General features: G+C 69.0%; 21 protein-coding genes and 1 tRNA gene. 15 read left to right on the forward strand and 7 right to left on the reverse strand.

Features of this window, described 5'->3' with window-relative positions:
* Positions 1–369: 369 nt before the first annotated feature.
* On the reverse strand, positions 370–2,226 hold the full coding sequence (locus tag NJ1_RS20245; protein WP_157574102.1) for an MFS transporter: 1,857 nt from the start codon (positions 2,224–2,226) through the stop codon (positions 370–372).
* 100 nt (positions 2,227–2,326) lie between these two features.
* Between NJ1_RS20245 and NJ1_RS20250 the strand changes: the two genes are divergently transcribed.
* The 5 genes from NJ1_RS20250 to NJ1_RS20270 are packed head-to-tail and all read left to right on the forward strand — an operon-like array spanning position 2,327 to position 7,133.
* On the forward strand, positions 2,327–2,887 hold the full coding sequence (locus NJ1_RS20250) for a TetR/AcrR family transcriptional regulator (RefSeq protein WP_067696629.1): 561 nt from the start codon (positions 2,327–2,329) through the stop codon (positions 2,885–2,887).
* Between the two features lie 28 nt (positions 2,888–2,915).
* A complete protein-coding gene (locus NJ1_RS20255) occupies positions 2,916–3,791 on the forward strand; it encodes a hypothetical protein (RefSeq protein WP_245717483.1) in 876 nt (291 codons plus the stop codon).
* Complete coding sequence (locus NJ1_RS20260) at positions 3,788–4,858, forward strand: DUF4129 domain-containing protein (protein WP_067696632.1); 1,071 nt, start codon at positions 3,788–3,790, stop codon at positions 4,856–4,858. The genes NJ1_RS20255 and NJ1_RS20260 overlap by 4 nt, the downstream gene beginning before the upstream one ends.
* Positions 4,834–5,838 carry an AAA family ATPase gene (locus tag NJ1_RS20265; RefSeq protein WP_067696635.1) on the forward strand — a complete coding sequence of 335 codons (1,005 nt, stop codon included), beginning with the start codon at positions 4,834–4,836 and terminating at the stop codon, positions 5,836–5,838. Before NJ1_RS20260 ends, NJ1_RS20265 begins: the two co-directional genes overlap by 25 nt.
* 2 nt (positions 5,839–5,840) lie before the next feature.
* The gene (locus NJ1_RS20270; RefSeq protein ID WP_067696638.1) at positions 5,841–7,133 is read left to right on the forward strand and encodes a DUF58 domain-containing protein; all 1,293 of its coding nucleotides are present in this window, start codon (positions 5,841–5,843) and stop codon (positions 7,131–7,133) included.
* Between the two features lie 152 nt (positions 7,134–7,285).
* Here NJ1_RS20270 and NJ1_RS20275 read toward each other — a convergent pair whose 3' ends face one another.
* Entirely contained in the window at positions 7,286–8,086 is an 801-nt protein-coding gene (locus NJ1_RS20275) for an RDD family protein (RefSeq protein WP_067696641.1), read from the reverse strand.
* Positions 8,087–8,145: 59 nt separating this feature from the next.
* Here NJ1_RS20275 and NJ1_RS20280 point away from each other — a divergent pair, with 59 nt between their 5' ends.
* Complete coding sequence (locus NJ1_RS20280; RefSeq protein ID WP_067696643.1) at positions 8,146–9,195, forward strand: stage II sporulation protein M; 1,050 nt, start codon at positions 8,146–8,148, stop codon at positions 9,193–9,195.
* 765 nt (positions 9,196–9,960) lie between these two features.
* On the opposite strand, the gene NJ1_RS20285 is transcribed toward NJ1_RS20280, so the two are convergent.
* Positions 9,961–10,043 (reverse strand) — tRNA-Leu (locus NJ1_RS20285).
* A gap of 311 nt (positions 10,044–10,354) precedes the next feature.
* Here NJ1_RS20285 and NJ1_RS20290 point away from each other — a divergent pair.
* The 7 genes from NJ1_RS20290 to pknB all read left to right on the forward strand — a co-directional run bounded on the left by NJ1_RS20290 (position 10,355) and on the right by pknB (position 20,386).
* The gene (locus NJ1_RS20290) at positions 10,355–11,797 is read left to right on the forward strand and encodes an FHA domain-containing protein (protein ID WP_067696646.1); all 1,443 of its coding nucleotides are present in this window, start codon (positions 10,355–10,357) and stop codon (positions 11,795–11,797) included.
* Positions 11,798–12,002: 205 nt separating this feature from the next.
* On the forward strand, positions 12,003–12,470 hold the full coding sequence (locus NJ1_RS20295) for an FHA domain-containing protein FhaB/FipA (protein WP_067696651.1): 468 nt from the start codon (positions 12,003–12,005) through the stop codon (positions 12,468–12,470).
* A complete protein-coding gene (locus tag NJ1_RS20300) occupies positions 12,467–13,927 on the forward strand; it encodes a PP2C family protein-serine/threonine phosphatase (protein ID WP_067696653.1) in 1,461 nt (486 codons plus the stop codon). The genes NJ1_RS20295 and NJ1_RS20300 overlap by 4 nt, the downstream gene beginning before the upstream one ends.
* On the forward strand, positions 13,927–15,396 hold the full coding sequence (locus NJ1_RS20305) for an FtsW/RodA/SpoVE family cell cycle protein (protein WP_067696656.1): 1,470 nt from the start codon (positions 13,927–13,929) through the stop codon (positions 15,394–15,396). Before NJ1_RS20300 ends, NJ1_RS20305 begins: the two co-directional genes overlap by 1 nt.
* The gene (locus tag NJ1_RS20310; RefSeq protein WP_067696658.1) at positions 15,393–16,880 is read left to right on the forward strand and encodes a peptidoglycan D,D-transpeptidase FtsI family protein; all 1,488 of its coding nucleotides are present in this window, start codon (positions 15,393–15,395) and stop codon (positions 16,878–16,880) included. Before NJ1_RS20305 ends, NJ1_RS20310 begins: the two co-directional genes overlap by 4 nt.
* A gap of 33 nt (positions 16,881–16,913) precedes the next feature.
* A complete protein-coding gene (locus NJ1_RS20315) occupies positions 16,914–18,476 on the forward strand; it encodes a serine/threonine-protein kinase (protein ID WP_067696661.1) in 1,563 nt (520 codons plus the stop codon).
* Positions 18,473–20,386, forward strand: coding sequence for a Stk1 family PASTA domain-containing Ser/Thr kinase (gene pknB, locus NJ1_RS20320; protein WP_067696664.1), 1,914 nt, complete (start codon positions 18,473–18,475; stop codon positions 20,384–20,386). The genes NJ1_RS20315 and pknB overlap by 4 nt, the downstream gene beginning before the upstream one ends.
* 401 nt (positions 20,387–20,787) lie before the next feature.
* Here pknB and NJ1_RS20325 read toward each other — a convergent pair whose 3' ends face one another.
* The 3 genes from NJ1_RS20325 to NJ1_RS20335 are packed head-to-tail and all read right to left on the reverse strand — an operon-like array spanning position 20,788 to position 22,590.
* Positions 20,788–21,249, reverse strand: coding sequence for a dCMP deaminase (locus tag NJ1_RS20325; protein ID WP_067696667.1), 462 nt, complete (start codon positions 21,247–21,249; stop codon positions 20,788–20,790).
* Positions 21,242–21,955 carry a RibD family protein gene (locus tag NJ1_RS20330; RefSeq protein ID WP_067696670.1) on the reverse strand — a complete coding sequence of 238 codons (714 nt, stop codon included), beginning with the start codon at positions 21,953–21,955 and terminating at the stop codon, positions 21,242–21,244. The genes NJ1_RS20325 and NJ1_RS20330 overlap by 8 nt, the downstream gene beginning before the upstream one ends.
* Positions 21,952–22,590, reverse strand: coding sequence for an aminodeoxychorismate/anthranilate synthase component II (locus NJ1_RS20335; RefSeq protein ID WP_067696673.1), 639 nt, complete (start codon positions 22,588–22,590; stop codon positions 21,952–21,954). Before NJ1_RS20335 ends, NJ1_RS20330 begins: the two co-directional genes overlap by 4 nt.
* Before the next feature lie 205 nt (positions 22,591–22,795).
* Here NJ1_RS20335 and crgA point away from each other — a divergent pair, with 205 nt between their 5' ends.
* Together crgA and NJ1_RS20345 are read left to right on the forward strand one after the other, a co-directional pair.
* Positions 22,796–23,062: a cell division protein CrgA gene (crgA, locus tag NJ1_RS20340; protein WP_067696676.1), complete on the forward strand. Its 267-nt coding sequence runs from the start codon at positions 22,796–22,798 to the stop codon at positions 23,060–23,062.
* 73 nt (positions 23,063–23,135) lie between these two features.
* Positions 23,136–23,579, forward strand: a complete 444-nt coding sequence (locus NJ1_RS20345; RefSeq protein ID WP_067696843.1) for a PH domain-containing protein — start codon at positions 23,136–23,138, stop codon at positions 23,577–23,579.
* A gap of 34 nt (positions 23,580–23,613) precedes the next feature.
* On the opposite strand, the gene NJ1_RS20350 is transcribed toward NJ1_RS20345, so the two are convergent.
* The gene (locus NJ1_RS20350) at positions 23,614–24,321 is read right to left on the reverse strand and encodes a rhomboid family intramembrane serine protease (RefSeq protein ID WP_339381006.1); all 708 of its coding nucleotides are present in this window, start codon (positions 24,319–24,321) and stop codon (positions 23,614–23,616) included.
* Between the last annotated feature and the right edge of the window lie 147 nt (positions 24,322–24,468).

Genomic DNA, 24,468 nt, shown 5'->3' on the forward strand with positions numbered 1-24,468 from the left:
ACAGTCGGGCCACAATCATTTCCGACCGGCACAGCACGCGATTCACGGGTAATCGACCCGAGTCCGCGGCGCTCGAATTCGGCCGCCTCGCATAGCCGTCTGATTGACCACGCTGGGCCTGCGCCGACCGACTCTGGGACTTCGGCGAGGTACACCCGTTTCGCCGACCGGTCGAGTGCTCCGGTTCGGAGTGATCCGCGGGGACCGAGGAGAACAGCCGTCCGGCGAACGCCCGACCGTCCGGTCCACGGCCCCCGCGTGTCCGATGGAGGTACCCGTCGGACCGAGCGGTGCGCCTTCGACTGACCTGGATTCTCCGATACACCAGGCTGATTCATCGAGACGCACCGCTCGCGAGCGCGGATCGGATCAGTGCCTGGCCACTGTGTCCTGTTCATCCGTGGTTGCCGCATCGGCCGAGTGCGAGTCCGGTCGCGGGGACCGCCGGGCGGAGGCCGCGCGGTAGGTCAGGTACGCGGTGGCGAGCAGGATCGCCGCCGTGCCCATCGCGGCCAGGTGGATGCCGGACGCGAAGGCCGTGTGCGCCGACTCGATCAGGGCATCGGCGGCGGATTCCGGTAGGTGGCGGGCGATTTCGACCGCGCCGCCCAGGGATTCGCGCGCCTCGTCGGCGTGCTCGGACGGGACGGTCGAGACGTCCAGGCCACGACGGAAGACCGCCATCACCGCACTGCCGAGCACCGCGACGCCAAGGGCCACACCGGTTTCCATCGCCATCTCGGAGATGGCGGCGGCATTGCCGGCGCGGGCGGCGGGCGCGGAGCTGACGATCAGGTCGGACGAGACCGTCAGTGCCACACCGACACCCACGTCGATCAGCACGAAACCGATGATGAACGGAACCACCGACGCCGAGGGACCGCCCGAGAGCAGCAGCAACACCAGCGCGCCGACCGCCGAGACCACCAGCGAACCGCACAGCACCAGCACCGGACGCCATCGCCCGACCAGCCAGGCCGCCATCAGCGAGCCCGCCATGGTGGCGATCGCACCCGGAATCAACAGCAGGCCCGCCTCCAGCGGCGACTTGCCGAGCACCAGCTGCAGGTACTGCGACCCGAAGAACAGCACCCCGGCCAGCGCGAACACCGACATGAGGTTGGTGAGCACGGCGGCCCGGAAGGGCGGCACCCGGAACAGTTCCAGATCGATCAGCGGCGCGGCGAGCACCCGTTGCCTGCGAACGAACGCGACACCGGCCAGCACGCCGACCGCGGCGATGCCGAGCAGCGTCAGGTCGGGGCCGTGCGCGGCGAATTCCTTGACCGCGTAAACGATCGGGATCAGCGCCAGCATGGACAGCGCGGCACTGCGCAGATCGAACCGGCCCGGATTCGGGTCCCGCGATTCGGGCACCAGGAACGGCGCCAGCAGGATCAGCAGACCCATGACCGGCAGGTTCACCAGGAACACCGAACCCCACCAGAAGTGCTCGAGCAGCGCGCCACCCAGCAGGGGACCCAGGGCCGCACCGGAACCCGCCGCCGCACTCCACACCGAGATGGCGAGAGTGCGCTGGCGGGAGTCGGTGAACATGGACCGGATCAGGCCGAGGGTCGCGGGCATCAGCGTCGCACCGGCGACGCCCTGCAGCACGCGTGCGGCGATGAGCATCTCGGGATTCACGGACCACGCGGCCAGTGCCGAGGCCAGGCCGAATCCGGCCGCGCCGATCAGCAGCAGCCGCCGCCGGCCGATACGGTCGCCGAGCGTGCCCATGGTCACCAGCAGACCGGCGAGCACGAACGAGTACACGTCGATGATCCACAGCAGCTGCGGCGTGGTCGGCGCGAGATGCGCGCTGATCGAGGGCACGGCGAGATCCAGCACCGTCGCGTCGACCGCGATGAGCAACAGCGCCAGCGTCAGCACGCCGAGTCCCGCCCAGGTCCGCGGGGTCGCGCGCCCCGAACCGGATCCGGCCGGGCTACCGATGCGCACCGAGCCGTGCCCGGCGGGCAGCGCGCCGACTTCGGGGCGCGCCGCGTTCCCGGAGGTGGGCGTGCGTGTCCTCGCGGGCGTGAGCGACGCGGCAGGACTCGGGCCGGGCCGGCTCGCCTCGCGGTGCGCCGTCCGAGTGGGGCGGGGACCGCCGTGGCTCGCCTCGGGCCCGGTGGATCCGGCCGGGGTGGCCCGGGAATCGCTGGTCACTGTGGGGTCCGCCTCGTCTCCGAGACCGGAACGCGCGGGGGTGTGGGGGGTCATGTGTCTTTCTCTTCCAGAGTTGAACCGTCCAGACGGTACAGTATCAGCTCAACCGTCTGGACGGTACAGTAATTCCGGTTCAGGCGGTACAGTGCGAGCTGTGACAACCCCCCGCGATCCCGTAGGCACTCGCGACCGGATCCTCGACGCACTCGAAACCCTGCTGCTCGACAAGGGCATGTCGCAGGTGACCCTCGAGAACGTGGCCGCCGCCGCGGGCGTGTCCAAGGGCGGGCTCCTCTACCACTTCAAGAGCAAGGACGCCCTGCTCGCCGGACTGCTGCGCCGACTCGGCGAACGCGCGGACGAACAGGTGCGCGGCGTCGTCGCCCAGGGCAAGTCCGTCGCCGAGTGGTACCTGCAGGCCCCACACCCGGACAACGAGACCGATGCGCTCGAGCTCGCCCTCTACCAGTCGATGCTGGCCGCCATGCGCACCGTGGACGCCCCCGCCGACGCCGGGGACGAATCCGATCGCGCCCTCACCGAGATCCTCGACGCCTGGAAGACCGCCCTGGACAACGAGATTCCGGACCCGGTGCAATCGGAGATCGTCCGGCTCGTCGGCGACGGCGTCTACCTGCGCGCTCTGCTCGGCATGCCCCCCATCGAGCCCGACCTCTACCGCCGTGTCGTGGACCGGCTGCTGAAGCAGCGATAAACGGACATGCCCGGCTAGACTCGGCCCCGTGTTGCCAGCCGACGCCGACTCTGTCGGTCCGCCGACCGGCTCGGTGGGGGGAACAACCGCCGAATCGGCGCCTGTACCCATCCGGCCCCTGCAGTTCCACGAGCTGTTGGATATGCCGTTCGCGCTGATCCAGGCCCGGATCAAGATCCTGGGCGGGCTGCTCGGCAGCGCCGTGCTGATCGCGTCCGCGGTGGCCGTCGGCGCCACCGCCGCGGTGGAACTGGCCACCGGCGGTTCGCGCCAGGGCACCTTCTGGGGCGCGGTGGTGATCACCCTGCTGTGCGCCTGGGGCCTGCGCTTCTTCGTGCGCGGCGTGACCGTGCCGATCGGACTGTCGGTGGTGCACCGCCGGTCGATCAGCTGGCAGGGCGCGCTGCATCAGCTGGCGTCGGAAGCGGGCCCGCTGCTCGGCTATCAGGTGATGTACACCCTGATCGGCATCGGCGTCCTGACGCTCGGCGCCGCACCGGTGTTTCTCGGACTGCCGTTCGCCGTGGTCTGGCTCGGGTGGCTGCGGGCCAAGCGCGGCATGACCGTTCCGGTCGTCTTCGACGAGTCCGCCACCTACCGGCTCGCGACCGCACGCTCGAAACTGCTTGCGAGCGGGACGGAATGGCAGCTCGTCGGGCTGTGGATGTACCTGCGGATCTTGATGATCGTGCTGCTGGTGCCGCTGTACGCGCTGCCGAGTTTCGTCTCCGACATCACCGGCACCCGCCGCTGGACCGTCACGATCCTGATCATCGCCGCGGCGCTGCTCGTGGTCGCCTTCGCCGAAATGGTGGAGTCCGCGACCCAGGTCGTCACCTACGTGGACCGGCGCTGCCGCCGCGAAGCCTGGGATATCACGGTACCCGCCGAGGTACGCCGATGAGCGACCCCACCCCGATCCACCCCGGAGCCTCGGATCCGCACGGAAACCCCTCCGTACCACCGGAACCCGCGCTCGGACCGGCCGCCGCGCACCTGGCCGCCGCCGAGGACGCCGCCCGCCGAGCCGATTTCGGAACCGCCGTACGGGAGCGATACCGCGCGGTCACCCGCGGGCTGGAGCAGCGCGGCATCCTCGAGGTGCAGCGCTCGCGCACCGCTCGCGAGACCGCCGACGCCGCCACCACGGTCGTTCCGGATGCCGGTGAACTGCCTTGGGCAGCACACAGTTTCGACGAAATCGTCTACGGGGGACGATCCGCGGACGAGGCGGAGTACCGGCGGCTGGAACAGGCCGACCGCTATTCCGTCGCGCCACCGCCCCGGGACGCACCGGCCGAGATCGCCGAGCAGAAGCGCAAGGCCCGCCGCAAGAAGTCCGCGCGGAACAAGAACCGCACCCGACCGGAATTGCCCGCGCTGCTGTACGACTGGCGATTCTGGGCCGTGGTGGGCGGACTGCTGGCGTTGTTCGCGCTGTTGTGGCTGCTCACCCATCTCGGCGCGCCGCCGCCGGTGCACAAGCCGGACGTGCCGCCGCCGGATGTGCCGGACAAGCCGGATGTGCCGCCGCCGAACTTCGGCGCGGGTCAGGATTCCATCTTCCAAACCCTGCCCGGCTGGCTGGCGTTCGGCGGACTCCAGGCGCTCATCGCCTGGGCGATCGTGCTGTGCTGGCGTGGCCGCCGGCGCGGCGCGCTGGTCGGCGAATCGCGTCCGGTGGAGGCCCCGGCCGACGAACTGCTCACGGGACAGGCCGGGCTGTATCGCAAGTCCCGCGACCACGATCACGTGGCGGGCGTGCTGCGGACCAGCACCCTGCGGCGGCTGCGGCCCGCCTTGGGCGCGACCGCGGACACCCCGCCCGAATCGGTGATCCACGCGATCGCCGCTCGCACCGGCGCGGACCCGGCCGTGATCCGCGCCGGCCTGTACGACCCGGTCCCGGACCGGGACACCCTGGAAATCGTGGCCGCACAACTCGAATGGATCGAAGCGGAGGTCTTGTGACCACAGTGGACACCAACCACACCCCGACAGCCGAGCAGTCGCAGCAGGCCCTGCTCGCGCTGCGGGCCGAGATCGGCAAGGCGGTGGTCGGCAACGACCAGGCCGTCATGTATCTCGTACTGGCGCTGCTGTGCCGCGGGCACGTACTGCTGGAAGGCGTTCCGGGCGTGGCCAAGACGCTGCTGGTCCGGGCGCTGGCCACGGCGCTGGACCTGGAGCATTCGCGCATCCAGTTCACCCCGGACCTGATGCCCGGCGACGTCACCGGATCCCAGATCTACGACCCGCATTCAGCGGAGTTCACCTTCCGTCGCGGCCCGGTGTTCACCAACCTGCTGCTCGCCGACGAAATCAACCGCACCCCACCGAAAACCCAGTCCTCGCTACTGGAATCGATGGAGGAGCGCCAGGTTTCGGTGGACGGCGTCCCGCAGCCGCTGCCGGATCCGTTCGTGGTGGTCGCCACCCAGAACCCGATCGAGCAGGAGGGCACCTACCCGCTGCCGGAGGCGCAGCTGGACCGGTTCCTGTTCAAGGTCGACGTCCAATTGCCCGGGCGCGACGACGAATTCCGGATTCTGCAGCGCCATGCCGCCGGATTCGATCCGCGTGATCTCGCCGCGGCGGGTCTGCGCCCGGTGGCCGGGCCCGCGCACATCGCGGCCGCACGCGCCGCGGTCGCGCAGGTGAGCATCAGTCCCGAGGTGCTGGCCTACACGGTGGACCTGTGCCGCGCCACCCGCACCTCCCCCGCCGTGCAGCACGGCGCCTCCACCCGTGGCGCGACCGCGCTGATGGCGGCCTCACGCGCCTTCGCCTGGCTCAACGGCCGCGGTTTCGTCACCCCCGACGACGTGAAAGCCGTTGCGACGGCGGTGCTTCGGCACCGCCTGCACCTGCGGCCGGAACACGAGGTGGAGGGCGTCACCGCCGAGGGCGTGATGGCGTCCCTGCTCATGTCCGTCCCCGTTCCGGTCTAGCCGTGATCGTCACCGGCCGCCTGGCCCTCGCGGCGGGCGCAGCGGCCCTTTTCGTCGCGCTGGTCATGCCGTCGTGGGCCGGCGTGGCGCTGGCCACCGGCCTGCTCGCGGCGCTGGTGTGCGCGGATCTGGTCGCGCTGGGTCAAGGCGCACGGGCCCTGGACATCTCGCGAGCGCCGCTGACCACCGTGCGCAGCGGGCGGGCCATCGAGGTGGAGCTCTCGGTGCTCAATACCGGTGCGCGCACCGTGCACGGGCAGCTGTGGGACGACTGGCCGCCCAGCGCGCACGCGCGCGGCCGCACCCATGCACTGGATCTGCCGCCCAACACCAGGATTCGGCTGCACACCGAACTCACCCCGGCCTATCGCGGGGACCGGGTGGCGGGTCCGGTGACCGTGCGCCTGCTCGGACCACTGGGGGTGGCCGGACGCCAGGTGCGGCGCGAGGTGCCGGCCCGGTTGCGCGCGCTGCCGCCGTTCCGCAGCGAGCGACTGCTGGCCTCGAAAGTCAAACAGCTGCAACACCTCGAGGGTCGCAACACCACCACGAGTCGCGGGCAGGGCACCGAATTCGATTCCTTCCGTGAGTATGTCGCGGGTGACGACGTGCGCACCATCGACTGGCGCGCCACCGCCCGCGCCAACGACGTCCTGGTCCGCACCTGGCGGCCCGAGCGCAATCGGCACGTGGTGATGCTGCTGGACACCGGGCGGGTCAGCGCGGGCCGGGTCGGCAACGGCACTCGGCTCGACGCCACCATCGAGGCGGCGCTGCTGCTGGGCGGGCTGGCCGCGTCCGGCGGCGATTCGGTGGACCTGCTCGCGTTCGATCGCACGCTGCGCGCCGAGGTGCGCGGTCTCGGCGGAAAACGCCTGCAGCTCAAGCTGATGCACGCACTCGCCGGGGTCACGCCGAACCTGGTCGACACCGACTATCAGGGCCTGCTGCGCACCACCCTGCAGCGCGCCCGCCGCCGCAGCCTGGTGGTCTGGTTCACCCATCTGGACGCCGCCACCGTGCAGGAGGGCCTGATGCCGGTCCTGCCCGTGCTGGCCGAACGCCACCGGGTGCTGGTCGTCGCGGTCACCGACCCGGAGGTGACCGCCGCGGCCGCCCGGCGCACCGGTGACCTGTTCACCGCGGCCGCCGCCGAGAACATCCTCAACGAACAGGCCGTCGCCCGGGAAACGCTGCGCCGCACCGGGGTCCGCGTCATCACCGCCGCGCCGGAGGATCTCCCCGAAGCCCTGGCCGACGAATACCTCGAACTCAAGCACACCGGCGCGCTGTGATCGGACAGCTGTAATCCCCGGTGCCGCACTCCGGCACGCGTCATCGCCCCGGGCGCGACTGCTCGTCCCTATCGGTGCCGGCTGCCGACCGGGCACCCGATCCCGGCGACCGGACCGAACCGCCGACCCCGATGCCGGGCATCACCGGCGGATCAGGCAGCCGGTCGCCGATAGCCGTTGTCCGAGTGCCCCTCGGCGTTCGGTCGCCGCTGTGACGGGAACGCCCGGCGCTGCCGCTCGGCCAGCACCGCACCCAGAATGTGCACCGGCGGATATCCGTTGGGCGGCGGCACGTTCAGCTGCGTGCACACGGTGATGACCAGCGTGCGGCCCAGCTGATCCTGCACCGCGGGGGTGAGGGTACGGAAGCGCAGCAGATAGCCCCGCACCGCCGATGCCTGTTCGTCCGAGACCCCCGACAGATCCAGCTGCCGTGCCCAGCCCGCCAGCCACGGCGGCGGGGCGGCCAGCGCGGGCCAGGGCAGGCGGCCGCGGTCGTGGACCACCACGGTGCCCGCCAGTGCGTCCCCGACCCGGCGACCGGTCGGCGAGCACAGCGAGACCACGATGGCGATCAGCCCGGTGCCCAGGATCCAGAAGTCGACGATCCCGGCGAGTCCGCGGGTGACCGCGTGCTTGAAGTACACCGGACCGCCGTCCGCGCGCACCACGCGCAGCCCGAACGCCAGCTTCCCGACCGAGCGCCCGCGCGAAAACGTCTCCCAGAGCACCGGATAGCCGATCAGCGCGGTCACCACCGCCACCAGCACCGCGGCATCGCGCCAGGCCGAATCCGCGTCCATCGAGGCCAATGTCATCTCGATGACGAACAGCAGCACCAGGGCAACGATCGCCTGGATGACCAGGTCGAGCACGAACGCCGCGGCCCTGGTGGGGATCCGCGCGAGCGGCAGTTCTACGGCGACTGCTTCGCCGGTGGTGAAAAGCGCCATGTCTCTCCTGGTGGGGGGCGGTTAGCATTCTTCCGAGTCGAGGCGCAGGAAGGCAACCGATGGATCTGGACGCATATACCTACGTGCACCGGCCCGCATGGGACCGGCTCGACCACCTGGCCTCGCGCCGCAAGAAGCTGACCGGCGCGGAGTCCGACGAACTGGTGCGGCTGTACCGGCTGACCTCGCAGCAGCTGGCTCGGTTGCAGTCCCGCAAGGGCGATCCGGAGATCGTGGCGGGCCTGTCGGCGATTCTCACCAGGGCCCGGGGACGCGCACTCGGCGCGCAGCAGGACACCTGGCGCGAGATCGGCCGTTTCCTCACCCACACCTTCCCGGCGGCGGTGTACCGCGCGTGGCCGTGGTGGGTGTCGGTGGCGGCGGTGTTCCTGGCGGGGTCCACCGCGCTGGCCGCCTGGGTGGCCGAATCGGAGTCGGCGCGACGGCATCTGGGCCTGGACACCGATACCGATCGGCTGACCCGGCCCGGTGGCGAATTCGAGACCTATTACTTCGAACACTCGCACCAGGCCTTCGCCGCCAAGGTGTGGACCAACAACGCGTGGGTGGCGGCCATGGCGCTGTTCACCGGAGTGCTCATCCTGCCCGCGGTGTGGGTCATCCTCATGAATGGCCTCAATCTGGGCGTGAGCGCCGGGCTGATGGCCGACGCGGGACGGCTGGACAGCTTCTTCGGCTACATCCTGCCGCACGGAATGCTGGAGCTGACCGCCATTTTCGTGGCAGGCGGCGCGGGGCTGAAACTCGGCTGGACGCTGATCGATCCGGGCCGCGAGGGCCGGGCGCAGGCCCTGGCCCGGCAGGGCCGCACCACCGCGGCGATCGCATCGGGTCTGGTCGGGGTGCTGCTGGTGTCGGGATTCCTGGAGGGTTTCGTGACGCCCAGCACGTTGCCGACCGCCGCGCGGATCGGCGTGGGGGCGCTGGCCGAGATCGGTTTCCTGGTCTACGTATTCGGCCGAGGGCGGCGCGTGGTGCTGGCGCAGCAGGAACAGCAGGAACTCGAGGCGAGCGGTCCCGGTGAGCACATGACGAGCTACCGGGCGGCGAAGGTTCCCTCGGAACCCGTTGCGAGCGTGGCGACCTAGTCGCACTGCACTCGAAAGTTGATATCCACTGGCCGCAGCGAGTCCGGCTCAGCTGCGGCCAGCGTTGCCGATGACTCTACACAATCGTTATGGCTACGCAACCTCCGACTTGCGGGGCGGGCGTATAACGCCACCAGGTGAAACACGCCGTCCCCGTGGGGAACCCGACAAGGTCGTTAATTTCCAGCTTCCGCTTTGCGGAGGGTCTGCCGAGCGGCCCGAAACGGTCCCGTCGGCCGGGTGCCGAGACCCGTTTCGACGCGCCGCCTCCCTCACGCCGCGACTCCCCCGGAACGGTTTGCCGGACACTTCCGCGATAAGCCGACACCACCGGTTCAACCCACGTTAAGCTGGCGTTTCGTCCCATCTGACCCTCATTGCCCGGCGATCGCCTCACATCAAACAAACCCCAAGTTTGTTTGATGTGGTTTTGTCCAAACGGCCGTCAGGCAATGGTCAATGAAAATCGGTCGCATACCTGTTGCGGCATCTTCCGGCAAACGAATTCAGTCCCCTGTAAGCCCCTGCGAAGGCGCCCGGCAACGCTCCGGCCGAGGAGTTCACCATCATCCCTGCGATCTTCGTCACACTGCCCGTGACCTGGGGATTCCACCGTCCCACTGAGCGGACGGCGGCCATGACCCCGGCGACGCCGTGCGCAGCCGCACATCGGCCGGCCGCGAGTCGGGCGACCGCCGCATCGGAGGAACTCCGGATACGAAAAAAGGCCCGCTCCGGATTCCGGAGCAGGCCTTCTGTTCTGAGTGGGCGAAGGGGGACTTGAACCCCCACGTCCTTACGGACACTGGCACCTGAAGCCAGCGCGTCTGCCATTCCGCCACTCGCCCGAGCGACTCGAAAAACTTATCACGGCGTGCGCGCCAAAACGAAATCGCCTGGTTACCGGCCGTTACGCACTTGCGCCGCGCCCGTGGGGGCGCGATATCCGCGCCCGGGAACCTCGACCCGTTTCCGGGAGTTACAGGTGTGGACGATCGTGGATATCATGCAATCACCGTGTCCCTGCGGCGACACGCCATGCTCGCGTGTCGCTGTATAGGACGGCCGTCCATGTCTGCAACGGACAAGCCACGGCGTTAACAGACCACGACACGCGAACGCTTTTTCAGGGAGAGCGACGTACCCGAAAGGAGGGGGCATGGGGATCGTTTCCCGGTTCGAACGCCGTCTCCAGGGTGCGGTCGGGGACGTGTTCGCGCGCGTATTCGGCGGTAGCGTCGTGCCACAGGAGGTGGAGGCGGCCCTGCAGCGCGAGGCCACCGATCACGTCCAGGATGTCGGCGGGGGGCATCTGCTGGCTCCCAACAGCTATGTCATCACCATCAACGAGTCCGACCTCGGGCAGCTGGTTCAAGGCGAGGGACAAGCAGATCACGAGCTCACGGTGCGTGCGTTCGCCAAACATCTCCAGGACTACATCCGCGAACAAGGATGGCAGACCTACGGCGAAGTGCACGTGGAGTTCGAGGCATCCCCTACGCTGCACACCGGACAGTTCAGGACACGCGGCCGAGTCGATCCGGACGCGGGAGGCGCCGCCCGCCCGCCCGGCTCGTCACCGGGGCCTGAACGCCCACAACGACCCAACCCGCAACCAGGAGCTGGCCCCATGACGCAGAACTCAGGCTACGACCCAAGCCGTGAGCCCGCGGAGTCCGATCCCCGAGGCCGCGGGTATGCGCCCCCGCCCGGAGGACGCCCGGGCCAGCAGGGCTACGACCAGTACGGTCAGGGCGGCGCGCAGCAGTACCCCGATCAGGGCGGCTACGCGGCCCCCGCCGAGCAGGGCTACGGCGGTGACTACCAGAACGGGTACGACTACCAGGCGCCCGCCGAGCAGGGCTACGGCCAGCAGCCGGGCTATGCCGACCAGGGCGGCTACGGGCAGCAGCCCGGGTACAGCGCGCCCGATCAGGCGTACGGCCAGCAGCCGGGCTACGCGGACCAGGGCTACGGCCAGCAGGGCGGCTATGCCGACCAGGGCTACGCGGACCAGGGCTACGCGGACCAGGGCTACGGCCAGCAGCAGGGCTATGCCGATCAGGGCTACGGCCAGCAGGGTGCGGGGTACGGGCAGCCGGGCTACGCGGACCAGGGCTACGGCCAGCAGCCGGGCGCGGGCTACGGGCAGCAGAGCGGCCAGCAGGGCTACGCGGACCAGGGCTACGGCCAGCCGGGCGCCGGTTACGACCAGTACTCCGACCAGGCCGGCTACGCCGACGAGCAGGGCTACGGCCAGCCGGGCTACGGGCAGCAGCAGGGCTACGCCGCGCCGCCCGCGCGCAGCGGCTCCGGCTACTCGGCCACCCTGCAGCTGGACGACGGCTCCGGCCGGACCTACCAGTTGCGTGAGGGATCCAACATCATCGGCCGCGGCCAGGACGCGCACTTCCGCCTGCCCGACACCGGAGTCTCCCGGCGGCACATCGAAGTTCGCTGGGACGGCCAGACCGCGATGCTCTCGGACCTCGGTTCGACCAATGGCACGCTGGTCAACGGGTCGCCCGTCCAGGACTGGCAATTGGCCGATGGGGATGTCATCCGCGCCGGACATTCCGAGATCCTGATCCGGATCGTCTGATCCCGTAAGCTCGCGATGCAGGTCACGATATGGCACGAGATTCCTCGGTCGTATCGTGATCGCAACCGGTCTACGGCCCTATGATGCTGCCAACACTCGCGGTGGTAGCCGGTCGCGCTGACCAGCAAGCCGGTTGGGGGTCACGGAGCCTTCTCCGAACGACAGCCCGTACCTACGACACGGTCGAAACAGGAGGTGGAACGCCGTGCAGGGACTGATCCTGCAATTGACCCGCGCGGGGTTCCTACTGCTGTTGTGGCTGTTCGTGTGGGCGGTGCTCCGGACCCTTCGCAGCGATATCTACGCGGCATCCGGCCTTCGTGTCGCTCCGCGGGCCGCAGGCGGTTCCGCGGTGCTTCCATCTTTTCGCCGGGGCCAGAAGGGCGCCAAATATCTCGTGGTGACTCAGGGTTCACTCGCCGGCACTCGAATCTCACTCGGCGCGCAGCCGGTGCTGATCGGGCGCGCGGACGACTCCACGCTGGTCCTCACCGACGACTACGCCTCCACACGACATGCGCGGCTCTCCCCGCGCGGTGAGGACTGGTACGTCGAGGATCTCGGTTCCACCAATGGGACCTACCTCGACAGGTCGAAGGTCACCACCCCGGTTCGAGTTCCACTCGGTACACCGGTCCGTGTCGGCAAGACCGTGATCGAGCTGCGATCGTGACACTCGTTCTCCGCTACGCAGCGCGCAGCGACCGCGGTCTCGTCCGAGCCAACAACGAGGACTCCGTCTACGCCGGTGCGCGCCTACTCGCGCTGGCGGACGGCATGGGCGGCCACGCCGCCGGTGAAGTCGCCTCCCAACTGATGATCGCGGCGCTCGCGCACCTCGACGACGACGAACCGGGCGACGATCTGCTCGGCAAGTTGAATCGGGCCGTGCACGAAGGCAACGCGCACATCGCCGATCAGGTCGAAGAAGAGCCCGAACTCGACGGCATGGGCACCACGCTCACCGCCATCCTGTTCGCGGGTCGCAAACTCGGCCTCGCCCATATCGGCGATTCCCGCGCCTACATGCTCCGGGGCGGTGAGCTCACCCAGATCACCCGCGACGACACCTTCGTGCAGTCGCTGGTCGACGAGGGGCGGATCACACCCGAGCAGGCGCACACCCATCCGCAACGCTCGCTGATCATGCGCGCGCTGACCGGCAACGAGATCGACCCCACCCTGGTGGTGCGCGAGGCTCGGGCCGGGGACCGCTATCTGCTGTGCTCGGACGGGCTCTCGGATGTGGTCAGCGACGAGACGATCGCGAATACCATGCGCGAGGGCAGCACCGACGAGGCGGCCGACCGTCTCATCGAATTGGCCCTGCGCAGTGGCGGTCCCGACAATGTGACGGTCGTGGTGGCGGATGTCATCGATCTGGACTACGGCCAGTCCCACCCCATCGTCGCGGGTGCCGCCTCCGGCGAGGACGAGGACACTCCCCCGCCGAACACGGCGGCCGGACGCGCCGCGGCCATGCGGCCACCGCGCGCCGCGCCCCGGCGCGCGGTCGCGCAACCGGAGCCCGAACCGCCGAAGAAGAGCCACAAGCTGCGCTGGCTGGCCCTGTCACTGGCCCTGCTGGTGGCGATCGGCGCCGGGCTCACGGTGGGCTACAACATGATTCGCAGCAACTACTACGTCGGCGCCGAGAACGATCGGGTGGTGGTCCTGCGCGGCCTGCCCGGTTCGGTGCTGGGCTATTCGATCCGCGACGTGGATCAGATCGGCTGTGTCACCCGGGCCGGTGAACTGAAGCTGCTCGGCATCGACGAGTCGTTCCCGGCCGGCTGCCGTGAACTGTTGCTGAAGGATCTCCGTCCCAGCGGCCGTGATTCGGTCGACAAGGGCCTCCCGCCGGGGTCGCGCGAGGATGCGCGCACCCAGATGCAGAAGCTCGCCCAGAGCGAGTTGCTGCCCGCGTGCGAGAAGCCGCAGCCGCAACCACAGCCGACCACTCCGCCCGCCGGCGATCCGAACAGCCCGGCTCCCGTCACCACACCCGCGGCGCCCACCGGCGGTACCGCGCCGAGCGGCGAGAACCACACGCTGACACCGCCTTCCACCCCCTCCACCACCACGACGGCACCGCAGATCCCGGGGCAGAACTGCAGGACGGCGGACTGATGTCCGCACCAGCGCCACCGTCCGCTGGGGCCTTTCCCAGCCCCCCGGGCGGATTCGCTCCCGCGCCCCCGCCGTCCACCCGGCGCAATGTGGAATTGCTGCTGCTCGGGCTGGCGGCGGTGGTGACGACGGTGTCGCTGGTACTGGTGGAAGCCAGTCAGGAACAGTCGATCACGTGGGAGATCGCCAAACTGGGCACGGCCTATCTGGCCCTGTTCGGGGTGGCGCATCTGGCGGTGCGGCGTTTCGCGCCGTTCGCCGATCCGCTCCTACTACCGATCGTGGCCCTGCTCAACGGGGTCGGGCTGGTGCTCATCCACCGGCTCGATCTCGCCGAGGCGCAGGACGCCGAGTTCGCCTCCTCGCCCATCCCCTCCCCCGACGCCAACCAGCAGGTGCTGTGGACGGGGCTGGGGATGGTGGTTTTCATGGCCCTGCTGATCGCGCTGCGCGACTACCGCACCCTGGCGCGGTACGCGTACACGCTCGGCCTCGTGGGTCTGATCGCGCTGGCCATCCCGGCGCTGCTGCCGGACCGGTTCTCTCAGGTGAACGGCGCGAAGATCTGGATTCGGCTGCCGGGCTTCAGCATGCAGCCGGGTGAGTTCGCGAAGATCCTGCTGATCATATTCTTCGCGGGCGTCCTGGTCGCCAAGCGCGATCTGTTCACCGCCGCGGGCAAGCACATGTTCGGCATGGAGCTGCCGCGGGCCCGGGACCTGGGCCCGATCCTGGTGGTGTGGCTGGTCTGCATCGGCGTGCTGGTGCTGGAGAAGGATCTGGGCACCTCGCTGCTGATCTTCTGCACGGTGCTGGTGATGCTCTACATCGCGACCGAGCGGGTGGGCTGGGTCGTGGTCGGCCTGGGCCTGCTGTCGATCGGATTCGTGTTCGCCTACCAGGCTTTCGGGCATGTGCGGGTGCGCGTGTCCACCTGGCTGCACCCGTTCGACGACTACAGCAACACCGGCTACCAGATCGGGCAGTCGCTGTTCGGCCTGGCGACGGGCGGTCTGGCGGGCACCGGGCTGGGTAGCGGCCGGCCCTCGCAGGTGCCGTTCGCCAAGACCGACTTCATCATCTCCGCGATCGGCGAGGAGCTCGGCCTGATCGGGCTCACCGCGCTGCTGATGCTGTTCTGCGTGTTCGTGATCCGTGGTCTGCGCACCGCGCTGGCGGTCCGCGACAGCTTCGGCAAGCTGCTGGCCGCGGGGTTGTCCTTCACCATCGCGATCCAGCTGTTCGTGGTGGTCGGCGGTGTCACCAAACTGATTCCGCTGACCGGTCTGACCACGCCCTTCATGTCCTACGGCGGCTCCTCGCTGCTGGCCAACTACGCGCTGCTGGCGCTATTGATCAAGGTGTCCGACGCGGCGCGCGCGCCGGCCCCGGTCCGCAAGCGGGCCCCGGAGCCACTCGCGGACGCGCCGACCGAGCTGGTGCGCAAACCCAAGGGGGGTGTCGCGTGAACACACCTCTTCGCCGGGTGGCCATGGCGGTCATGGTGATGATCCTGGCGCTGCTGGCCAACGCCACCTACGTGCAGGTGCAGATCGGGCCGTTCGGCAAGGCCGACAGCCTGCGCAACGATCCCCGCAACGTGCGCGTGCTGCTGGACGAGTACGCCCGCCAGCGCGGCCAGATCTCCGCGCAGGGAACGGTTCTCGCGAGCTCGGTCTCCACCGACGACCGCTACAAGTACCTGCGCACCTACCCGACCGATCCGATGGCGTACGCCCCGGCGACCGGCTTCTACTCGATGCAGTACGGCAGCACCGGCCTGGAGCACGCCGAGGATTCGGTGCTCAACGGGTCGGACAACCAGCTGTTCGGGCGACGCCTGATCGATATGGTCTCGGGCCGGGATCCGCGCGGCGGCAACGTGATCACCACCATCAACCCGGCCATGCAGAAGGTCGCCTACGAACAGCTGACCGCCAAGGGGTACACCGGTTCCGTGGTGGCCATCGAGCCGAGCACCGGCCGCATCCTGACCATGGTCTCGACGCCTTCGTACGATCCGAACCTGCTATCGGGTCACGACGGCGCGCGCGCCACCCAGGCCTGGGACCAACTGCAGGCCGACGCGCGGCAGCCGATGCTCAATCGCGCTGTCTCGCAGACCTATCCGCCCGGTTCCACCTTCAAGGTGGTGACGACCGCCGCCGCGCTCTCGAACGGGATCGCGAAGCCGGAGGATCAGCTCACCGCGGCGTCGCGAATCACGTTGCCGGACACCAGCACCACGCTGGAGAACTACAACGGCAGCCACTGCGGTCCCGGTGACGGCGCGACCGCGTCGCTGACCGACGCCTTCAAGTACTCGTGTAACACGGCTTTCGTGGAACTCGGTATCAAGGTGGGGGCAGCGAAACTCAAGGACGAGGCCGCCGCGTTCGGCATCGGCCAGCATCCGAACATTCCGATTCCGTGGGCGGACAGCACTGTCGGCACCATTCCCAGTGCCGCGGCCCTCGGGCAGAGCAGCATCGGGCAGCGCGATGTGGCGCTCACTCCGCTGGACAACGCGGTCATCGCGGCGACGGTCGCCAACGGCGGCGTCCGCATGCAACCTCATCTGGTCGATCAATTGCAGGCCCCCGATCTGACCACGCTGGAGACCGTCAAACCGACCTCGGTCGGGCAGGCGATCACCGCGCCGGTGGCCTCGCAGCTGACCAATCTGATGATCGAATCGGAGAAGAACACCCAGGGCGGCACCCAGCAGCGCGCCTACCAGATCGCCTCGAAGACAGGGACCGCCGAACACGGTGAAGATCCGCGCAATACCCCGCCGCACGCGTGGTACATCGCTTTCGCGCCCGCGCAGAACCCGAAGATCGCGATCGCGGTGATCGTCGAGAACGGCGGAGACCGGGCGCTGGCCGCCACCGGTGGATCGGTCGCCGCGCCCGTCGCGCGCGCGGTCCTGGATGCCGGACTGGGGAGCTGACGATATGGACGTGCAAGGTAGACGAGGTCTCGAATGCTGAACAACGGTGCGATGATCGCGGATCGGTACCGGCTGCAGCGGCTGATCGCCACCGGTGGAATGGGACAGGTCTGGGAAGCGCTGGACACCCGGCTCGATCGACGGGTCGCGGTGAAGGTGCTCAAGGCGGAGTTCTCCGCCGACCCGACCTTCCGTCATCGGTTCCGTACCGAGGCGAGGACGACCGCACAGCTGAACCATCCGGGCATCGCCGGAATCTACGACTACGGCGAAACCCTGGACCCCAGCGGCGGCGAAACCGCCTATCTGGTAATGGAATTGGTGTCGGGTGAACCGCTCAACGCGGTGCTCAGCCGGCTCAACAGGCTGTCGGTCGCACAGGGTCTGGACATGCTGGAGCAGACCGCCCGCGCGCTGCAGGTCGCGCACGCGGCGGGTGTGGTGCACCGGGATGTGAAGCCCGGCAACATCCTCGTGACGCCGACCGGTCAGGTGAAGATCACCGACTTCGGCATCGCGAAGGTGGTGGACGCCTCCCCGGTCACCAAGACCGGCATGGTGATGGGCACCGCGCAGTACATCGCGCCGGAGCAGGCCACCGGCGAGGACGCCACCGCCGCCTCGGACGTGTACTCCCTCGGCGTGGTCGGCTACGAGGCGCTCGCCGGGGAACGACCGTTCACCGGAGACGGCGCGCTGACCGTGGCGATGAAGCATGTGCGGGAGACCCCGCCGCCGCTGCCCGCCGATCTGCCGCCGAACGTGCGTGAGCTGATCGAGATCACGATGGCCAAGGATCCGACCCAGCGCTACACCAGCGGCGGCGAGTTCGCCGACGCGGTGGCCGCGGTGCGGGCCGGCCGGCGGCCGACGCCGCCCGGCGGCATCCCTGTGACCGGGTCGGCGCGCATCGTGCCGCCGACCGGGCAGACCATGGTGATTCCCGGCGGCCGCGCCGATCAGGCCACCATGCGCTATCCGACCCCGCAGCAGCCGACGCGTCAGCAGCCGCAACCGGATCCGACCGCGGCGACCTCGCTGCTGCAGGGTCCGCGCACCATGGCGGGCCCGGTGCCGGTCGGCCCCGCGACCAATGTCCCGCCCGCCCAGCAGGGCCGGTTCACCAGCAGTCAGAAGGCTCTGGCCGGACTCGGTGTGGGTGCGCTGATCCTCGGCGCCGCAGCGGCTTTCGTGCTGCTGGGCGACAATTCCTCGGATCCGGCGCCGTCCACCCGCACCAGTGCGGTGGTCGTACCGCCGGTGGTCCCGCCGACCACCACCGTGCCGCCGACCACCACGGCGCGCCCGGTGCCGCCGCCGGTCGTCACCGAGGATCCGACGACCACCACCGAACCGCCGGTGACCACGACGACGGTGCCGCCGACCACGACGGTCCCGCCGACGACCACGGTGCCGCCGACGACGAAACCCTCGACCACCAAGCCCGAGAAGACCACGGCGCAGAAGACGACCACCAATCGTTTCCCGCAGCCCACCTGGGACATACCGACATTGCCGGCCATCCCGGGCGCCCGTGGAAACGTAGTATCGCCCGACGACGCCGACTCCCCAGCCAGCCCCCGAGGACTGCCATGACGACCCCGAAGAACCTCGGCTCTCGCTACGAGCTGGGTGAGATCATCGGGTTCGGCGGCATGTCCGAGGTGCACAAGGCTCGTGACCTGCGGCTGGGCCGTGATGTGGCGATCAAGGTGCTGCGCGCGGACCTCGCCCGCGACCCCACGTTCTATCTGCGGTTCAAGCGCGAGGCGCAGAACGCGGCGGCGCTGAACCATCCCGCGATCGTCGCGGTGTACGACACCGGCGAGGCCGAGATCGACGGCGGCCCACTGCCGTACATCGTGATGGAGTACGTCGACGGCGACACCCTGCGCGACATCGTGCGCGGCAACGGCCCCATGCCGCCCCGGCGTGCCATGGAGGTCATCGCGGATGTGTGTGCGGCGCTGGACTTCTCGCACCGCAACGGCATCGTGCACCGGGACATGAAGCCCGCCAACATCATGATCAACCGCGCCGGCGCGGTGAAGGTGATGGACTTCGGCATCGCGCGCGCGATCGCCGACAGCTCCAACCCGATGACTCAGACCGCGGCCGTTATCGGTACCGCGCAATATCTTTCGCCCGAGCAGGCGCGCGGCGAGCAGGTCGACGCCCGCTCGGACGTGTACTCGGTCGGCTGTGTGCTGTTCGAAATCCTCACCGGGGAACCGCCTTTCACCGGCGACTCGCCCGTGGCCGTGGCCTATCAGCACGTGCGCGAGGACCCCCGGCTGCCCTCGCACGTCTATCAGGGCGTGCCGCGCGAACTCGACTCCGTCGTGCTCAAGGCGATGAGCAAGAACCCCGCCAACCGGTACCAGACGGCCGCGGAGATGCGCGCCGACCTGATCCGGGTGCTCGGCGGGCAGAAGCCCACCGCACCGGTCGTCATGACCGAGGAGGACCGCGACGGCTTCCTCGACGACGACAGCCCCGCACCGCGCAGCTACCGCACCGTCGAGCGCCGCGACGACACCACCGAACAGGAGATCGTCGACTCCGGCGGCGGTGGCGGTTCCCGGCGCGGCGTGCTCATCACCCTCGCGGCGGTGGCCGTGGTGCTGGCGCTGGGCGGCGTGCTGTGGGCGCTGATCAGCGTGGGCTCGAAACCCGATCAGGTCACCGTGCCGGATCTGTCGAACAAGAACTCCGCACTGGCGCAACGGGATCTGGAGAAGCTCGGGTTCAGCGTCGCGGTCCAGGAGAAACCGGACGGCAAGGTCGCGGTCGGCAATGTGATCGCCACCCAGCCGCTCGGGCAGTCGCGCGTCGACAAGGGCAGCACCGTCACCCTGCAGGTGTCCACCGGTCCGTCCCAGGTCCCGGTGCCGCGACTGGCAGGGCTCACCCAGCAGCAGGCCGAACAGCAGCTCAATTCCCAAGGGCTGCGCCTCAATCCGGACGTCAAACGCGAAGCCTCCAGCACCGAGGACAAGGACAAGGTCACCAACCAGATCCCCGGCGAAGCCCAGAAGGTCGACGCCGGCGGACAGGTCAGCATCACCCTCGGATCCGGGCCGGAGAAGGTCAGCGTCCCCGATGTGGTCGGCCAATCGATCGATGTCGCGAAACCCAATCTCGAGGTGAGCGCGGGCTTCACTGTCACGGTGGAGGAAGTGCCGAGCAGCCAACCCGCCGGGACGGTGATAAGCACCAGCCCCGCGGCCCGAACTCAGGCGGACAAGGGCTCCACCGTGGTCGTCAAGGTCTCCAGCGGCGACCAGATCGCCATGCCTTCGGTCATCGGACTCACGCCGGCGCAGGCAGCGGATCTGCTGCGGCAGCGCGGCTGGAACGGGCAAATCAGCCAGAACACCCAGAGCACCCTGAACGCGGGCGATGTCGGGCGCATCCTGGCTCAGCAGCCGTCCGCGGGCTCCTCCCTCAGCAAGACCCAGACCGTCACCATCACGACCGGAATCCTGTCCCTCGGGCCGCCATGACCCGATGACTCTTTTCTGGATACGCTTGACCCAGTGCAAGATCCAGAAGATCAGGGGTGGGAAATGATCATCAAGTTTCTAGCTGGTGCGGCGCTTACGTCGGCTGTGGTCATCGGGGGAACCGGAGCCGCGTCGGCAGACGTCACGCCGTACGACAGTCCTTCGGGTCCGTGGCCGACCGAAGGTGCATGCACCACAGCCGCGGACCTGCTCAACAGCAACGGCCGTAACCCTCACACTCCGTGCCACGAGGTGAAAAGGGCTGACGGAGGAACCGAATGGTGGTTCCAGTACGCGGTGGTCGTCGACTGACAGCTCGAGCACCTCGAGCTGTCAGTCGGGGCAGGTAACCAGAACCAGCCCGGCGGAAGGGGTTCGGGATCCGTCCCGGGCCCCTTCTCTCACAGGCGCAGGTGGCGGTTCATGGACATGGCTTCCTCGGCCAGGTCCTGGAGTTCGATCACCTCGATGCCGTGCTCGCGGAGTTTCTCCACACCCACGCAGTTCACCACGAACGTGCCGGGCTCGCGCCAGGCGATGACGACGCGGCGGACGCCCGCGCGCAGCAGGCGATCGGTGCAGGGGGCGCGATCCTGGCTGGCGCGCTGCGAGCAGGGCTCCAGGGTGCTGTAGACGGTGGCGTGCGGCAGCCGCGGATCGTCGGGATCCAGTTTGTTCAGCGCGGATTCCTCGGCGTGCACCTTCTCGTCGGTCTCCCGCGACCAGCCGTGCGAGATCTCCACGCCGTCCGCGCCGACGATCACCGCGCCCACCGAGAAGGCCGTCGGGCTCTGCGGACTCAGGCGCGCCAGGCCGATGGCGTGCCGCATCCAGCCGCGATCGCCCCGCGTTTCGTCAGACATCCGAGTCCTCCTTGGGCAGATAGCGCAGCAGTGCGATATCCCCGATCCGGGACACGTCCGCCAGCTGCATCCGATGCGCGGAACCGCCGGGGAATTCGGCGTTTCGGAGGAACCGGGGGGCGGCCGGATCGCCGACCACCAGGGGCGCTATCGCCATGCGGATCTCGTCGGCCAGCCCGGCGGCGAGGAACGCGGTGTGGATGGATCCGCCGCCCTCCACCATGAGGCGCTCGATGCCGCGTTTGCCCAGATCGTCCAGCAGATCCGCGAAATCCGGTACGGCGCCCAGGGACACGACCTTGGCCGGCCCGTCGAAACGATCCGCGAGGCGCGCCGCTCCGGAATCGGTGGTGTAGACCAGTCTTTCGCCACCCTGATGCCAGAAGCGCTGGCTCGCATCGAGATTCCCGCTCGCGGTGACGACGACGCGCAGCGGATACTCCGGTTTCCCGTCCGCGACCCGTCGCACCCGCCGGTCCTGGCTGTTAACCAGCAGCCGCGGGTTGTCCCGGCGCAGGGTCTCGGCGCCGATCAGCACCGCGTCCGAGTCGGCGCGCAGCGCGTCGACCCGGTCGAAATCGGCGGCATTGGACAGCAGCAGCCGATTCGGCGACGCGTCGTCGATGTAGCCGTCGACGCTGACCGCCACCGACAGCAGCACGTGCGGCCGCACGCAAGCTCGCGCCTCCGGGCCCCGACCGCTCATACCAGCGCCGCGACCTCCGCCTCGAGGGTCTGCACCAGGCCCTCGGCGGGACGCTCGCCGCACACGCCCAGCCAGTTGGCGAGCATGCGGTGACCGCCCTGGGTGAGCACCGACTCCGGGTGGAACTGCACACCGTGGATGGGCAGGTCGCGATGCCGCATGGCCATCACGATGCCGGACTCGGTGCGGCCCAGCACCTCCAGCTCCGGCGGCATGGTCTCCTCCAGAACCGTCAGCGAGTGGTAGCGGGTGGCGGTGAAGGGGTCCGGCAGGCCGGCCAGCACGCCCGCACCGACGTGGAAGACGTCACTGGTCTTGCCGTGCAGCAGTTCCGGCGCGCGGGTGACCGTCGCGCCGAACGCGACGCCGATGGCCTGATGCCCGAGGCACACACCCAGCAGCGGAGTTTCGGTTCGCGCACAGGCGTGCACGAGCTCGATGCTCACCCCCGCGCGCTCGGGGGTGCCCGGGCCGGGGCTGATCAGCACACCGTCGAAATCACGGGCGACGGCCTCGAGATCCGCGAGCCGGGGGTCGTCGTTGCGCCAGACCACGGCTTCGGTCCCCAGCTGTCCGAGATACTGGACGAGGTTGAACACGAAGCTGTCGTAGTTGTCGACGACCAGAACACGCATTCCCTGAGAGTAATGGCTCTGCCGCCGCCCCGGAACCTCGGCGCACGGCCCGCGCCCGGTTTACAGTCATGCACGCGTGGCGACCCGGCTCGTCGGAGCCCGGCCGCCGCCCGCGCAGACATACCGCCCGGGGGGCTAGGGGGCGGGTCCCCCGAGTGACCTGGGATAACCTTTAGCCAGACTGCACGCCGAAATTGAGGACGTCATGCCCAAGTCGAAGGTCCGGAAGAAGACCGATTACACCGTCAACCCGGCCAGCCGGACGCCGGTCAAGGTGAAGCACGCCGGCCCGTCGCCGGTCTGGTACGTCTCGATCATGCTGGGCTTCATGCTCGCAGGCCTGGTGTGGCTGCTCGTGTACTACCTGGCCGCGGAGTCCATCAGCTGGATGAGCGATCTCGGTGCGTGGAACTTCCTGATCGGGTTCGGCCTGATGGTGGTCGGACTGATCATGACCATGCGCTGGCGATGAGTTCCTTACACCGTTGTTATTCATACACACCTGTGGATGACCTTGTGGACAACTCGAGGAGGGATTGGGGATCGTGACGGATCTCGACCCCGCCGCCCCACTCTCCTGGTCCACACCCCCCGCCGCCCTGGCCGCCTGCGCGGCCGGCGGAGTCGCGCTGGTCATCGGTGCGATCCTGACCGATGACGGCCCCGGCAAACTGCTGATCGGCCTTGGCGCGGCGGGTCTGCTCGTCCTGGCCGGCATGGGTCTGCGGCAGCGCCCGCGACTCGCCGTTGAACCGGGCAATCCCGCGCATGTCGTGGTGCACGGCTTCACCGGACCGCAGCGCTACAGCGCACAGCAGGTGCTGCGGGTCCGCGTGGTGAACTACCGGCGGCTCGGCCGCCGGATGCCCATGCTCGAACTCGACGTGAACCACGACGGCGACGAGAAGCTGTTGATCTTCGGCCGCTGGGATCTCGGCACCCACCCCGAGGACGTCCTCGAGGTGATCGAGTCGCATCTGCGGCGCTAGCCCGTGGGCCGGGTGATCCCGGCCGCGCGGGGGCTCAGTAGCCGAGCGTCGGTGCGCCCAGCACCGTGACCAGCACCGCGGCCACGGCCACCACCGCCACGGACACCCATCCGATCGTCATCGCGGTCTTCGGCGTCTTCGCACCCAGCCAGCGCGGCAGGTACAGGATGCCGACGGCGGCGAGGGTTCCGGCCAGCAGGCCACCGAGGTGACCCCAGATCGAGATACTGCTGCGCAGCGAGAAACTCAGGATCAGGTTGATCGCCAGCACGACCATGATCTGCGTGAGGTTCTGCCGGGTCCGCAGCATGATCACCGCCACCGCGCCGAAGAGCCCGTAGATCGCGCCCGACGCACCCGCAGTGCCGGTCAGCGGATCGGACAGCACCGTCACCGCGGCCGAACCGCCGAGCAGCGAGGCCGCGTAGACGGCCACGAACCGGGCCCGGCCCAGCGCGATCTCACAGTACGGGCCGAGCATGTACAGCGCGAACATGTTCACCAGCAGGTGTATCGGCCCGATGTGCAGGAAGCCCGAGCCGATCACCCGCACCCAATCGCCGTCACCGACGAGGGCGGGCACCAGCGTCCAGTCGCGGAAGAGCGCCGAACGCCGATTGTCGGACACGCTCTGTGCCTGATACGCGGTGATCGCGAACACGATCACGTTGATCGCGATCAGCGCGTACGTGACATACGGCTGCGACACCTGCGACACCGTGGTTCCGGCCGCATTGCGCACCGGGCGAACATCCTGGCGTCCCTGCTGGACACAGTCGACACAGTGCTGGCCGACAGCCGCCGGAGTGAGGCACTCCGCGCAGGCCGGCCGCCCGCACCGGGTGCACCCGAGACCGGTGGGCCGGTTCGGATGCCGAAAGCAGGTCGG

Source organism: Nocardia jejuensis NBRC 103114, assembly GCF_001613145.1.
Classification (GTDB): domain Bacteria; phylum Actinomycetota; class Actinomycetes; order Mycobacteriales; family Mycobacteriaceae; genus Nocardia; species Nocardia jejuensis.

Bases quoted from the DNA above. Each gene is read 5' to 3' on its own strand.
- NJ1_RS20245 (WP_157574102.1), bottom strand. From the start codon at position 2,226: ATGACCCCCCACACCCCCGCGCGTTCCGGTCTCGGAGACGAGGCGGAC.
- NJ1_RS20260 (WP_067696632.1), top strand. From the start codon at position 3,788: ATGAGCGACCCCACCCCGATCCACCCCGGAGCCTCGGATCCGCACGGA.
- NJ1_RS20265 (WP_067696635.1), top strand. From the start codon at position 4,834: ATGGATCGAAGCGGAGGTCTTGTGACCACAGTGGACACCAACCACACC.
- NJ1_RS20275 (WP_067696641.1), bottom strand. From the start codon at position 8,086: ATGGCGCTTTTCACCACCGGCGAAGCAGTCGCCGTAGAACTGCCGCTC.
- NJ1_RS20280 (WP_067696643.1), top strand. From the start codon at position 8,146: ATGGATCTGGACGCATATACCTACGTGCACCGGCCCGCATGGGACCGG.
- NJ1_RS20290 (WP_067696646.1), top strand. From the start codon at position 10,355: ATGGGGATCGTTTCCCGGTTCGAACGCCGTCTCCAGGGTGCGGTCGGG.
- NJ1_RS20305 (WP_067696656.1), top strand. From the start codon at position 13,927: ATGTCCGCACCAGCGCCACCGTCCGCTGGGGCCTTTCCCAGCCCCCCG.
- NJ1_RS20315 (WP_067696661.1), top strand. From the start codon at position 16,914: ATGCTGAACAACGGTGCGATGATCGCGGATCGGTACCGGCTGCAGCGG.
- pknB (WP_067696664.1), top strand. From the start codon at position 18,473: ATGACGACCCCGAAGAACCTCGGCTCTCGCTACGAGCTGGGTGAGATC.
- NJ1_RS20325 (WP_067696667.1), bottom strand. From the start codon at position 21,249: ATGTCTGACGAAACGCGGGGCGATCGCGGCTGGATGCGGCACGCCATC.
- NJ1_RS20330 (WP_067696670.1), bottom strand. From the start codon at position 21,955: ATGAGCGGTCGGGGCCCGGAGGCGCGAGCTTGCGTGCGGCCGCACGTG.
- NJ1_RS20335 (WP_067696673.1), bottom strand. From the start codon at position 22,590: ATGCGTGTTCTGGTCGTCGACAACTACGACAGCTTCGTGTTCAACCTC.
- crgA (WP_067696676.1), top strand. From the start codon at position 22,796: ATGCCCAAGTCGAAGGTCCGGAAGAAGACCGATTACACCGTCAACCCG.